Origin of the sequence: Enterobacter sp. HNDS-6, assembly GCF_039850505.1 — a bacterium.
GTDB classification, from domain to species: domain Bacteria; phylum Pseudomonadota; class Gammaproteobacteria; order Enterobacterales; family Enterobacteriaceae; genus Enterobacter; species Enterobacter kobei.
Genome location: NZ_CP156673.1, coordinates 2373443 through 2386458, shown reverse-complemented (window position 1 = coordinate 2386458; position 13016 = coordinate 2373443). Strand labels below are relative to the sequence as shown.

The 13016-nt window shown below is 55.1% G+C and carries 12 protein-coding genes and 3 tRNA genes; 1 reads left to right on the top strand and 14 read right to left on the bottom strand.

The features are described from left to right. Positions 1 to 36: 36 nt before the first annotated feature. The 10 genes from ABFI50_RS11160 to nnr all read right to left on the bottom strand — a co-directional run bounded on the left by ABFI50_RS11160 (position 37) and on the right by nnr (position 10508). A complete protein-coding gene (locus tag ABFI50_RS11160; RefSeq protein WP_003855996.1) occupies positions 37 to 234 on the bottom strand; it encodes a DUF2065 domain-containing protein in 198 nt (65 codons plus the stop codon). A 71-nt stretch (positions 235 to 305) separates the two neighbouring features. Then, positions 306 to 1310 (bottom strand): protease modulator HflC, encoded by a 1005-nt coding sequence (gene hflC, locus ABFI50_RS11155; protein WP_013095290.1) that lies wholly within the window; start codon positions 1308 to 1310, stop codon positions 306 to 308. 2 nt (positions 1311 to 1312) lie between these two features. Then, positions 1313 to 2572, bottom strand: a complete 1260-nt coding sequence (gene hflK / locus ABFI50_RS11150; RefSeq protein ID WP_014882229.1) for an FtsH protease activity modulator HflK — start codon at positions 2570 to 2572, stop codon at positions 1313 to 1315. A gap of 56 nt (positions 2573 to 2628) precedes the next feature. Continuing rightward, a complete protein-coding gene (gene hflX / locus ABFI50_RS11145; RefSeq protein WP_023331851.1) occupies positions 2629 to 3909 on the bottom strand; it encodes a ribosome rescue GTPase HflX in 1281 nt (426 codons plus the stop codon). Positions 3910 to 3982: 73 nt separating this feature from the next. Beyond that, entirely contained in the window at positions 3983 to 4294 is a 312-nt protein-coding gene (gene hfq, locus ABFI50_RS11140; protein WP_008502919.1) for an RNA chaperone Hfq, read from the bottom strand. An 85-nt stretch (positions 4295 to 4379) separates the two neighbouring features. Next, positions 4380 to 5330 carry a tRNA (adenosine(37)-N6)-dimethylallyltransferase MiaA gene (gene miaA / locus ABFI50_RS11135; RefSeq protein WP_032629682.1) on the bottom strand — a complete coding sequence of 317 codons (951 nt, stop codon included), beginning with the start codon at positions 5328 to 5330 and terminating at the stop codon, positions 4380 to 4382. Beyond that, the gene (mutL, locus tag ABFI50_RS11130) at positions 5323 to 7167 is read right to left on the bottom strand and encodes a DNA mismatch repair endonuclease MutL (protein ID WP_045134424.1); all 1845 of its coding nucleotides are present in this window, start codon (positions 7165 to 7167) and stop codon (positions 5323 to 5325) included. Before mutL ends, miaA begins: the two co-directional genes overlap by 8 nt. A gap of 9 nt (positions 7168 to 7176) precedes the next feature. After that, the gene (gene amiB / locus ABFI50_RS11125) at positions 7177 to 8514 is read right to left on the bottom strand and encodes an N-acetylmuramoyl-L-alanine amidase AmiB (RefSeq protein ID WP_045134425.1); all 1338 of its coding nucleotides are present in this window, start codon (positions 8512 to 8514) and stop codon (positions 7177 to 7179) included. A gap of 16 nt (positions 8515 to 8530) precedes the next feature. Continuing rightward, positions 8531 to 8992 carry a tRNA (adenosine(37)-N6)-threonylcarbamoyltransferase complex ATPase subunit type 1 TsaE gene (tsaE, locus tag ABFI50_RS11120; protein WP_014882224.1) on the bottom strand — a complete coding sequence of 154 codons (462 nt, stop codon included), beginning with the start codon at positions 8990 to 8992 and terminating at the stop codon, positions 8531 to 8533. Further along, a complete protein-coding gene (nnr, locus tag ABFI50_RS11115; RefSeq protein WP_045134426.1) occupies positions 8985 to 10508 on the bottom strand; it encodes a bifunctional ADP-dependent NAD(P)H-hydrate dehydratase/NAD(P)H-hydrate epimerase in 1524 nt (507 codons plus the stop codon). The genes tsaE and nnr overlap by 8 nt, the downstream gene beginning before the upstream one ends. Between nnr and queG the strand changes: the two genes are divergently transcribed. Continuing rightward, positions 10507 to 11646, top strand: a complete 1140-nt coding sequence (gene queG, locus ABFI50_RS11110) for a tRNA epoxyqueuosine(34) reductase QueG (RefSeq protein ID WP_045134427.1) — start codon at positions 10507 to 10509, stop codon at positions 11644 to 11646. The genes nnr and queG overlap by 2 nt on opposite strands. A gap of 270 nt (positions 11647 to 11916) precedes the next feature. On the opposite strand, the gene ABFI50_RS11105 is transcribed toward queG, so the two are convergent. The 4 genes from ABFI50_RS11105 to orn all read right to left on the bottom strand — a co-directional run bounded on the left by ABFI50_RS11105 (position 11917) and on the right by orn (position 12959). Next, a tRNA-Gly gene (locus tag ABFI50_RS11105) sits at positions 11917 to 11992 on the bottom strand. Positions 11993 to 12028: 36 nt separating this feature from the next. Further along, positions 12029 to 12104, bottom strand: a tRNA-Gly gene (locus ABFI50_RS11100). Between the two features lie 37 nt (positions 12105 to 12141). After that, a tRNA-Gly gene (locus ABFI50_RS11095) sits at positions 12142 to 12217 on the bottom strand. Between the two features lie 196 nt (positions 12218 to 12413). Continuing rightward, on the bottom strand, positions 12414 to 12959 hold the full coding sequence (gene orn, locus ABFI50_RS11090; protein WP_014882221.1) for an oligoribonuclease: 546 nt from the start codon (positions 12957 to 12959) through the stop codon (positions 12414 to 12416). Positions 12960 to 13016 lie beyond the last annotated feature (57 nt).

Here is a 13016-nt window from a genome sequence, read left to right as displayed (position 1 = left end):
TGACCTCAAAATACGCCAAATCCGACCACTTTTTGATCAGCCAATCGTTTTCCTCAACATGTAGTAGATAACGATGCCAGCAACCACAAGTCCACCGCCGAAACGGCGCAAAATATTATCCGGAAGTTGGCTCATGGTCGCGATCATGCGGCGCCAGGCACGCGGATAAAGCATCGGTCCCAGGCCTTCCAGCACTAACACCAGGGCCAGCGCCAGCCAAATGGTTGAATTCATTTTTATTCCTTATAAAAGAAAACCACCGCTCCGGAGGGAGCGGTGGTTTGAATACTCAAACGTGCCAGAGTTTATCGTGTTGCGTTAGTCGGCGTCTTCATATAACGGAAGAAATCGCTGTCCGGGCTGAGCACCATCACATCCTGGTTGCTCTGGAAGCTATTCTCGTAAGCACGCAGGCTACGGATAAAGGCGTAGAAGTCGGGATCCTGGCTGAAGGCATCAGCGAACAGCTTCGCCGCTTCCGCATCACCTTCACCGCGCAGAATACGGCCCTGACGCTCAGATTCCGCCAGCGTCTTGGTAACTTCGTAGTCCGCTGCCGCACGCAGCTTCTCAGCCTCTTCCTGGCCTTGTGAACGGTGGCGACGGGCTACCGCTTCACGCTCGGCGCGCATACGGTTGTAGATCGCTTCGGACACTTCAGCTGGCAGGTTGATCTGCTTGATACGCACGTCAACCACTTCGATACCCAGCGCAGCCATACTGTTCGGGTTGATCACCGGCACTTTACCGTTGGTTTCAGCCTGAACGCGTTCAGCTGCTTTCGCAATCGCGTCATCCGCTGCTGGCGTTTCCACTTCGTCTTCCGTGCCCGCTGTACCGGAATTCAGCGCATCGCGCACTTCCAGGGTCAGACGACCGCGGGAGTCGGTCACGATGTCTTTCACATCCAGACGACCAATTTCAGAACGCAGACGGTCAGAGAACTTACGTTTCAGCAGCACTTCCGCCTGAGAAACGTCGCCACCGCCGGTTGCCAGGAAGTAACGGCTGAAATCGCTGATGCGCCATTTGATGTAGGAATCAACGATCAGGTCTTTCTTCTCTTTGGTCACGAAACGGTCAGCCTGGTTATCCATAGTCTGGATACGCGCATCCAGCGTTTTCACTGACTGAATGAACGGCACCTTGAAGTGCAGACCCGGTTCGTAAATCACCGGACGTTTGTCACTGTCACGCACGACGCTGCTGAACTGGAACTTGATCCCACGCTCGCCCTCTTTCACCACAAAGATCGAGGTATACAGCACGACCAGTACGATGACGATGATCGCAATAACTGACTTACGCATCCTTATTCCCCCTGACGCTGGTAGTCGTTACGCTGCGCGTTAGCACGGCGTTGGTCCATAATGTCACCATCGTTCGAAGAAGGCGTTGTGTTCGCGCTGGCGCTGCCCGATGACGCTGGCGGCAGACGCAGCAGGTTGTTTGCTCCGCTGGTGTCTTTCGCGGCCGGCGCAGAACCGCCTTTCAGCATCTGATCCAGCGGCAGCACCATCAGGTTTCCACCTTTGCTGTCGTTAACCAACACTTTGCGGGTATGGCTCAGCACTTTTTCCATGGTCTCGATATAGAGACGCTCACGGGTAATTTCTGGCGCTGCTTTATATTCCGGCAGAATCTTCGCGAAGCGAGCCACTTCACCCTGTGCTTCCAGGATGGTCTGCGTCTTATACGCGCGTGCTTCTTCCAGAATACGCTGCGCCTGACCGTTAGCACGTGGCTGAACTTCGTTGGTGTACGCTTCCGCTTCACGGATGTACTGCTGTTCGTTTTCACGGGCAGCAATTGCATCATCAAATGCGGCCTTCACCTCTTCCGGCGGACGAGCAGCCTGGAAGTTAACGTCCAGCAGGGTGATACCCATGTTGTACGGACGAATGGTCTCCTCCAGCTCGCGCTGGGTATCGCTACGAATAACGGTACGACCTTCGGTGAGAATGCGGTCCATGGTGTATTTACCAATCACACCACGCAGGGCGCTATCAGTCGCCTGACGCAGGCTGTCATCGGCGCTGGTTACGCTAAACAGATAACGTTCAGGATCGGTCACGCGGTACTGGACGTTCATCTCAACGCGCACCACGTTCTCATCAGACGTCAGCATCACGCCAGAGGCGGCCAGTTCACGGACGGACTCCACGTTTACCGCTGTCACGTCGTCAATGAAGGTCGGCTTCCAGTTCAGGCCCGGCTCAACCAGATGGCTGAACTTACCGAAACGGGTGACCACGCCGCGTTCTGCTTCTTTAATGGTGTAGAACCCGCTGGCTGCCCAGATGATTACCACCGCAGCGGCCACAATGCCCACTACGCGGCCACCCATTGGCGGGCGCGGACTCTGAGTGGAATTACCCCCTGAGCCAGAACCTTTTCCTCCGCCCAGGCCACCAAGCTTTTTGCTCAGCTTGCGGAAGATATCATCCAGATCCGGCGGCCCCTGCTCGCGACCACCTTTATTGCCATTTCCCCCAGAGTTGCCGCCTTGATTATTGCTGCTTCCCCACGGGTCGCGGTCTTGTCCGTTATTACCGGGCTGATTCCACGCCATGTATATGCTCCATATTTGTTATGCAAGGGCGAATTTTTCAGGCTTCCCCTTTCTGATCAGACGATATAGTCCGCCAGCGCAGGTTCTTGTTTACAGAGGCGACGCCAGTCAACGATCGGCATACGCACCTGCATCCCCACGCTGCCGTCATCCTCCATCCACTCTTTTTCTATCGCCTGAAGCTGATAAAACCGGCTGCGCAGCCTGCCTTCCTGTGGCGGCAGGCGCAGCGTGTGCTGCGCTACCTCACCGGAAAGACGTTCTGTCAAAGCCTGGAAAAGCAGTGGCACACCAATACCGGCCTGAGCAGAAAGCCAGACCCGAATCGGTTTGTTCTCTTCATCTCGGTCGATACGCGGTTCGAAATCCTCCAGCATATCGATCTTGTTCATCACCAACAGCGTGGGAATTTCGTGGGCATCAATCTCTTCCAGCACCACGTTCACCGCGTCGATGTTCTCCTGCACGCGTACGTCAGCCGCATCAATCACGTGCAGCAGCAGGGTCGCCTGTCGCGTCTCCTGCAACGTCGCTTTAAACGCCGCCACCAGATCGTGTGGCAAATGGCGGATAAACCCTACGGTATCCGCCAGCACCGTTTCACCCACGTCTGCTACGTCAATACGACGCAGCGTAGGGTCCAGGGTCGCAAACAGCTGGTCTGCGGCATAAACCTGGGCCTCGGTTATCTGGTTAAACAGGGTGGATTTACCGGCGTTGGTATAACCCACCAGCGACACGGTCGGGATGTCAGCTTTGGTTCGCGCCCGACGCCCCTGTTCACGCTGTTTCTCTACACGTTCCAGACGCGAGAGGATCTGGGTAATACGGCCACGCAGTAAACGACGGTCGGTTTCGAGCTGGGTTTCACCCGGACCGCGCAAACCGATCCCGCCTTTTTGTCTTTCAAGGTGGGTCCAGCCACGCACCAGACGCGTCGCCAGATGGCGCAGCTGTGCAAGCTCAACCTGCAATTTCCCTTCATGGGTACGTGCACGCTGAGCAAAAATGTCTAAAATCAATCCCGTGCGGTCGATCACACGGCATTCGCAGAGAGCTTCCAGGTTGCGCTCCTGGGCTGGAGACAGCGCATGATCAAACAACACGACTGACGCGCCGGTTGCTTTTACGGCATCCGCAATTTCTACTGCTTTACCTTCACCAACAAAATACTTTGGGTGCGGCGCTTTACGGCTACCGGTAATCACCTGCATTGCTTCGACACCGGCGGAAGAGACCAGAGATTCAAACTCCTGGAGATCTTCCATATCTTTGTCTTGCGAAAAATAGATGTGTACCAGCACCGCCTGCTCACCGGCATCATAACGGTCAAACAAGCGTAAACCTCTCTAAAAAGATCAGCGGGGAACGCAGGATCCCTGGCTCCCCGTGTGGATAACAGCTGAAACCTTATTCGGTTTCGTCGCTGTCCTGCGCTGGCGTTGAAGAACCCTGCGCGTTGCTGCCATGATGGTAGTTACTGCCAGTGCCGCCGCCAGCGTTATTGCTGTGATGAGAGACTGGACGGGACGGAACAACAGTAGAGATAGCGTGCTTGTAGACCATCTGACTGACCGTGTTTTTCAACAGGATCACAAACTGATCGAAAGACTCAATCTGACCTTGCAGCTTAATACCATTCACCAAATAAATAGAAACTGGAACACGTTCCCGACGCAATGCGTTCAGGAACGGATCTTGTAAAGATTGCCCCTTAGCCATTCTATCTTTTCCTTATATGCTTGTTTTGTACTTAGAACCTTGCGATTCTGAAAAATTGCGCACGATACGTCTCAATTGTACACATTCAGTGGGCGATATCACCAACAACCTCAATCACCTCGTTTAACGCCTGTTGCGGTTTTTCACTGTCTAACCAGTGAACTCCCTCCCAACCGCGCAACCAGGTGATCTGGCGCTTCGCTAACTGTCTCGTGGCGCAAACACCTCGATAAACCATTTCATCGTATGAAATCTCACCTTCAAGATACGACCACATCTGGCGGTATCCCACACAACGAACGGAAGGCATATCCGTATGCAAATCTCCACGGGCAAATAGCGCCCGCACTTCTGCTTCAAAATCTGAAGCTAACATCTGATGAAAACGCTGCTCAATTCGTTGATGGAGCAGTTCACGGCTCGCCGGGGCGATGGCGAACTGATGCACCTGATACGGCAGAGCGTCTCCTGACGTTTGCGTCAGTTCCGTTAAAGTTTTACCCGAAATGAAAAAAACTTCCAGTGCCCGGGAAAGCCTTTGCGGATCATTTGGATGGATTCGCGCTGCCGCAACCGGGTCAATCTCTGCCAGTTGCTTATGCAACACGTCCCATCCCTGCTCTGCCGCCTGTTGCTCAATCTTTGCTCTCACGTCAGGATCTGCGGAAGGTAAAGGTGATAATCCTTCCAGCAGCGCCTTAAAGTAGAGCATGGTGCCGCCAACCAACAGCGGTATACGTCCCGCCGCCGTAATCTCGGCCATCTCGGCTAAGGCATCCCGGCGGAAATCCGCTGCGGAGTAAGCCTCTGCCGGGTCGAGAATATCCAGCAAACGGTGCGGTGCCGCACGCAGTTCTTCTGCGCCAGGCTTCGCCGTACCAATGTCCATCCCCCGATAGATGAGGGCGGAATCAACGCTAATCAACTCTACAGGCAAAACTTTGCGTAACTCAATGGCTAACGCCGTTTTGCCGGAGGCCGTTGGGCCCATTAAAAAAATTGCCTTTGGCAGGCTCGCCTTACTTACGTCAGTCATGTTTCAGGGCGGTCATCGCCGTTTTCAAATCAACAGGTTGTAATAACCCACCCGGTGGCGCTTTCACCAGCTGTGGGCAGAGGCGTTCGACCTCCGCCAGCACGGTAATCGCCTGCGCCATACTCCACGGTGTATGTTCACTGGCCAGATGGCGAGCGATCCACTGCGCGGTGTTGGCGGCCTCAAACGATGTTTGCTGCGCCAGGTAGCCTATCAGTTCAGGAATCAAGTTTTGTAAATTTTGTTGGCGTAAGGGTAAAGGCACTGCGCGAATTGTCACATGTTGTGGTTCGAGCACCATTTCAATGCCCATTTGCGCCAGTAGGGCCTCTGTACGCTGCAATACCCGCGTTTCTTCAGTGGATATTTTCAGACGAACCGGGATCAATAACGGCTGCGCACAGGCCGCATTTTCCCCTGGCGTCAGTTGCGCCTGTTTGAGCCAGCGTTCGGCAACCGGTAACGCCAGAAGCTGCAATTTACCGTCGCGTTCTAGCAATGCCATATCCGGTGCGATAATCGTCAGCACTCGCCCGAAACTCTGGCTGTGCCCTTCAAGGGACGGTGTCGCCACTGCAACGTGATCTTTGCGCTCAACAGCAGGCGTTTCCAGCAACTTACGGTACAACGCCCCCTGCTGCTTTTGATAGCCGGGTTGAGCGTTCGGATAGTTTGCTCCCGTCGGACGCGTCGTGCTTGCACCGGTTGAGAATCGAGGCGTTTCCGGCTCTCGCGCGACAGCAGGCTGCGCAAAATGGTTGCGGCCCGCAGCGACACGGTTTTCCGGGATGGGACGCGGTGAGGAATCGTCTTTTTCCAGCGGCAATGCAGGCTCAACCTGCTGTTGCAATACGCTCAGCACGCCCTGATAGATAAAATCATGCACCAGACGCGACTGATGGAAGCGCACCTCATGCTTGGCGGGGTGAACGTTAACATCGACCTGATGCGGGTCGATCTCCAGATAAAGCACAAAAGCCGGTTGCTGATCGGCCCCAAGCTTGTCTTCACAGGCCTGACGAATGGCGTGGTTAATGAGGCGGTCGCGCATCATGCGGCCATTCACGTAGCAATACTGAATTTCAGAGAAAGCCGCACTGCTGGCGTTCGGGTCGGCCACCCAGCCACGTAAAGCGAGATCGCCATGCTGCCACTCTATCGCCAGCGCCTGTTCCAGAAATGGCGTTCCGCAGATAGCCCCTAAACGGCGCTCTTTCTGCCCGCCTTCCGCCACCGCGCGATACTGGCGCATCACCTTGCCGTTATGGCTGAGATTAATGGTGACGTCAAAACGCGCCAGCGCGATACGACGAATGATCTCGTCGATATGGCCGAATTCGGTTTTTTCGGTACGCATAAACTTGCGTCGGGCGGGGGTGTTGTAGAACAGATCCAGCACTTCCAGCGTGGTACCGACAGGATGCGCCGCGGGTTTAACCGTCACATCCATGTCGCGTCCTTCGGCGTATGCCTGCCAGGCTTCCTGCTGTTCAGCGGTACGAGAGGTCAACGTCAGGCGGGAAACCGAGCTAATACTGGCGAGCGCCTCGCCGCGAAAGCCGAGGCTGATTATCGCTTCAAGATCGTCCAGAGAGGCAATTTTACTGGTGGCATGACGCGCCAGCGCCAGCGCCAGCTCGTCTTTTTTTATCCCACAGCCGTTATCGCGAATGCGGATAAGTTTCGCCCCGCCGCGTTCGATATCAATATCAATACGGGTAGCTCCCGCATCGAGGCTGTTTTCCACCAGTTCCTTCACCACCGATGCAGGACGTTCCACCACCTCACCGGCGGCGATTTGGTTCGCAAGCTGCGGCGGTAGAACCTGAATCGGCATGATGTCTCCTTAGTTGGTCGCGGTCATCCCACCCGGCAGTGAAGCGTTGGCCACCTGGCCTGCTCCGCCCGACGGCGCGGACTGCAGCGGGTGCGCGTCAAAGTATTTACGCAGACCGTTATAAATCGCTTCGGCAATTTGCTGCTGATAGCTGTCGCTTCCCAGCAGGCGCTCTTCGGCGTTGTTGCTGATAAAGCCGGTCTCCACCAGAATTGACGGAATATCCGGCGAACGCAGCACGCCCAGGCTCGCATGTTCCGGGCGACGCTTGTGCAATGCCCCGATGCCCTGCAGCTGATTCAACACGTTAGTGGCGACATCATACCCGACGCGCTGGGAATGACCGAACTGTAAATCCAGTACCGCCTGGCTGAGGTACGGGTCTGACTGACTGTTTGCCAGCACATCACCCGCACCGCCCAGCAGTTCTGACTGTTTCTCATGCTCTTCCAGCCAGTTTGCCATCTCGCTGTTTGCCCGGCGGTTTGACAGCACCCACACAGACGCGCCCGTGGCACTGCGGTTTGGCGCAGCATCCGCATGAATAGAGACCAGGAAATTGGCATTTTGCTTACGCGCCACGTCTGAGCGGCCCATAACGGAAATAAAATAGTCGCCGTCGCGGGTCAACACGCCTTTAAACATAGGATCGTCATTCAGCAGCGCGCGCAGCTTGCGGGCAATGGCAATTGTGACGTTTTTCTCCCGCGTGCCGCCTGGGCCAATCGCACCAGGATCCTGACCACCGTGTCCGGCATCAATGGCGATAATCACTTTATCACCGCTGACCGCGCGGCGCGCACTGGCCGCCGGACGCGTTACCGTATTGCTGCTGGTTGCTGCGGTAATGCGATCGTTCTGCGATTTAAACGGATTACGCGCGGGTTCCGATGGACGCGGAGTATACACAGGCTCCTCCACGCGTTTCGCGACAACCGGTGGCGGCGGAGGCGGCGGCGGAACGTCGGCATTGATGGTAAAAACTACCGTATAGTTCGCGCCGTTTTGCTGCTTAACCGCTTTCGTTTTGCCCTTTTCGGTGAGATCCACCACCAGGCGCAATGACTGGCTGTCCTGCGGGTTACCCGAGCGGATACTTTTCACCAGGTTGTTACCGCTGAACCGAAGCGGGAGCCCCTGAATCACCCCGGTCTGTTTGATATCCAGCGCCACGCTGTGGCTGTCTGGCTGTGAAAAAGCGTATTCAGGGTCACCCATAAAGCTAAACGTGATCCGGGCCTGGCTTTCGCCGTTCGACACCTGAATATCCGAAAGGCTTGCCGCCCCGGCCTGCGCGCACAGCAGCACCGAAGCAGCTAACAGCCAACCTTTAACGCGATTTTTCATCCCGTCATCCCTACGCTTAACCGGCGAGACGCGCCAGTAAGGAACACCCTGATGAGGAAACCGCACTGATGCGAGCCTCACGCCCTTGTGCCTGGTAATCTATGTGAATTTCGACATCCGGGTCAGGTAACACACCCGCACCTTGTTGCGGCCACTCCACCAGGCAGATGGCATCATTGGCAAAATAATCACGGATCCCCATAAATTCCAGCTCCTCAGGATCCGCAAGGCGATATAAATCAAAGTGGTACACCATGAGATTGTCGAGGGTGTACGGCTCGACGAGCGTGTAGGTTGGGCTTTTCACATTCCCGTTATGCCCTAACGCCTGCAAAAAACCCCGGCTGAAAGTGGTTTTACCCGCCCCCAAATCACCATACAGATAAATGACGGTTGCCCCCTGACAGGCCTGCGCCACGCGCTTGCCGAGATCTAAAGTGGCTTGTTCATCAGGTAAAGGAATCGCTCGATTAGTCATTTTCTACGTCAATCACATCCGGGTTAACAACACGCCGTAGCGTGCAAAAAAGATCGGTGGCCAGCATACCGCGTGTTCCATATCGCGCCGCCAGTTTATCTGCCGCGACACCGTGGGCCACGCAGCCCGCACAGGCTGCATCATAAAGGGGAAGTTTCTGTCCAAGCAATGCGCCGATGATACCGGAAAGCACGTCGCCCATACCGCCGCTCGCCATGCCCGCATTTCCGGCATCAATAATGCCCAGCGCCTCGTCACTGGCAACGACGGTTCCTGCCCCTTTCAAAACGGCAACACCTCCGTAACGTTTTACCAGACGCTGAGCAGAAAGTAAGCGATCGCTTTCAATTTCTGCGACGCTGCAGTTAAGCAGGCGCGCGGCTTCGCCGGGGTGTGGCGTCAGGATGCGATTGTGACGCTTATCCGGGTTTATTGCCAGAAGGTTAAGCGCGTCGGCATCCCACAGCATCGGTTTACGAAAATTCTCGACTTTTTGCAGGGCCTGTTTACCCCATCCCTGTTGCCCAAGCCCTGGGCCAATGACCACGACATCCGCCCATTCGAGGCTTTCCTCAAGCGTCTGGGGCGTAAGCTCATGCACCATCAGCTCCGGTCGGGCTGTGATTATCGGTGCAATGTTCTCAATACGAGTGAGAATTCGCACTAAACCAGCACCGCTGCGTAATGCTGCCTCGCCGGTCATGCGAATCGCCCCTGCCGTACCGCGATCGCCACCAATAATCACCAACCTGCCGTGGTCGCCCTTATGGGATGTCGGACGGCGCGGCGGAAACCACTCAGTCAGCAGCGATGCATCAAAACGGGCGATGCGCATGTCCTGCCCGGCCAGCCAGCCCTCCAGCCCGAGCGCGTTATGGTGTAATACGCCGACCACATCCCGTGCTTTACCGGTTAACAGACCCGGCTTCAAAGCAATGAAGGTCACGGTGTGCGCAGCCTGGATGACGGCGCCAGGCGTCACGCCGGTTTGCGCGTTCAGGCCTGAAGGGATATCCAGCGCCACTACCGGGGCGCAATGTCTGTTGGCGTGTTCAATCAGCGCGGCAATATTCTCGCGGGGAGCACTGCGCAGCCCGGTACCCAGCAGACCATCAATAATCAGATCGACATCCTCCGGCCAGGCGATATCAGGCGCATGAATCACACCGCCGGCATTCAGCCAAGCCTCCCGCGCTGCGCTGGCCTCTTCCGGCAGGGGCTTATCACTTTCCAGCGCCAGCAGCGTAACGCGAATACCGGCAGCTACCGCAAGACGGGCAACGACGTAGCCGTCCCCGCCGTTATTGCCGTGTCCGCACAAAATCAGCCAGTGGGTGGATTGCGGCCAGGCGCTGCGGGCAACGGTAAATGCTGCCTCTCCCGCACGCTGCATCAGTTCATAAAGGGTGATCCCGAGGCTGTCTGCAGCCTCTTTTTCGGCGCGCCGGAGGTCATCCGCATGCCAGATGGAATGTGGTATACTTGCGGGGTTTTTCTTCACTGTATGGTCCGTCATGTCACAGCCCCTCGATCTCAATGAGTTAGCGCAAAAAATAAAACAGTGGGGTGCTGAGCTTGGCTTCCAGAAGGTGGGTATTACCGACACCGACCTCTCCGCCAGCGAGCCAAAACTGCAGGCCTGGCTGGACAAACAATACCACGGCGAAATGGAGTGGATGGCGCGTCACGGCATGATGCGTGCCCGCCCACACGAGCTTTTACCGGGTACCTTGCGCGTCATCAGCGTGCGCATGAACTATCTGCCTGCCAACGCGGCTTTTGCGCGCACGCTAAAAAATCCCTCTCTGGGTTACGTTAGCCGGTACGCCCTGGGGCGTGATTACCATAAGCTTCTGCGTAACCGTTTAAAAAAACTCGGGGAAACTATTCAGCAGCACTGTGTTTCGCTGAATTTTAGACCCTTTGTTGATTCCGCGCCTATTCTTGAGCGCCCGATCGCTGAAAAAGCCGGGCTTGGCTGGACAGGTAAGCACTCACTTATCCTTAGCCGTGACGCCGGATCGTTCTTCTTCCTTGGCGAATTGCTGATTGATTTACCGTTACCGATAGACGGCCCGGTGGAGGAAGGCTGTGGCCGCTGCGTGGCCTGCATGACCATCTGCCCGACGGGGGCTATCGTTGAGCCTTATACCGTTGATGCCCGTCGCTGCATCTCCTATCTCACTATCGAACTGGAAGGGGCCATTCCGGAGGAGTTTCGACCGCTTATCGGCAACCGCATCTACGGCTGCGATGACTGCCAGCTGATCTGCCCGTGGAACCGTTATTCGCAGCTTACGGATGAAGAGGATTTCAGCCCGCGTAAGGCGCTGCATGCGCCACAACTCATCGAACTGTTCGCCTGGAGCGAAGCCTGGTTCCTGAAAGTGACGGAAGGCTCGGCCATTCGTCGTATAGGTCATCTGCGCTGGCTGCGTAATGTCGCCGTCGCGCTGGGTAATGCCCCGTGGGATGAAGCGAACATTCAGGCTCTTGAAAGCCGTAGAGGTGAGCACCCACTTCTTGATGAACACATAGAATGGGCGATTGCGCAGCAGATTGAGAAGCGTAATGCCTGTGTGGTTGAGGTGCAGCTTCCGAAAAAAAAGCGGCTGGTCAGGGTCATCGAAAAAGGACTTACGCGGGATGCGTGAACTATTCACAGCCTGTGTATAAAAATAAAAACTCAAGCGCCATCTGGGCTTGAGAAGAGGTCAAGTGATCTCAATAACATTTTGAAATCAAATTTTCTTTAATTTATACAATTACTTGCAAGGATATTATTCACCCTGCTAACTTTTTGCACAGTCAGGATTGAAGACGAAATCTGTGGATAACTCTGTTCACAAGAGTATTTCAGGAATAATAGAAAACGTCCCCAACGACTCTTTTCGCTGTGGATAATTTAGATATGAAGAAGAATTTGGAGCGGGAAACGAGACTCGAACTCGCGACCCCGACCTTGGCAAGGTCGTGCTCTACCAACTGAGCTATTCCCGCTTGGGTGGTCCGTGCTCTGAAAGCACTTTCAAATTTTGGAGCGGGAAACGAGACTCGAACTCGCGACCCCGACCTTGGCAAGGTCGTGCTCTACCAACTGAGCTATTCCCGCTTGGGCAGTCTGTGCTGTGAAAGCACTTTTCAAATTTTGGAGCGGGAAACGAGACTCGAACTCGCGACCCCGACCTTGGCAAGGTCGTGCTCTACCAACTGAGCTATTCCCGCAAATCTGTACTGCTTTTGTTGCTGTCGTAACGTGTAATTCTCTGTCGTTACGGGAGGCGCATTATACGAGAAATCCTTTTAGCTGCAACCCCCCTTAAAGCGATTTTTTCGAAATTCAGTTCAAATGCTTATTAAATCGGCAAGCTGAACAATTTAACGACAAAAACCCGGCCACGCAAGGCGCCGGATCTCAAAATCACAGCTTAATAAAGTTTTCGCGGTAGTACGCAAGCTCTGCCACGGACTCACGAATATCGTCCATCGCCTGGTGCGTCCCCTGCTTTTTAAAGCCATCAAGGATTTCAGGTTTCCAGCGGCGCGCCAGCTCTTTCAGGGTACTGACATCCAGATAGCGGTAGTGGAAGTAAGACTCCAGCTCCGGCATGTACTTAAACAGGAAACGGCGATCCTGGCCAATGCTATTCCCACAGATAGGCGATTTACCTGCCGGAACCCATTGTTTCAGGAACTCAAGCGTCGCCAGTTCTGCCTCGCGATCGCCCAACGTGCTGGCCTTCACGCGATCCACCAGGCCGCTACCGGTGTGGGTGCGCACGTTCCATTCATCCATCAAAGCCAGCTGATCGTCGGACTGATGCACGGCAATTGTCGGCCCTTCGGCCAGAATATTCAGGTTGGCGTCCGTCACCAGAGTTGCAATCTCAATAATGCGATCGCGCTCGGGATCCAGCCCGGTCATTTCGAGATCGATCCAAATCAGGTTGTTTTCATCCGCGCTCATGTTATTTTCCACCCTTCTCGCATAACCGGCAGTAGCAGGTTAACTAGTATTAATTAG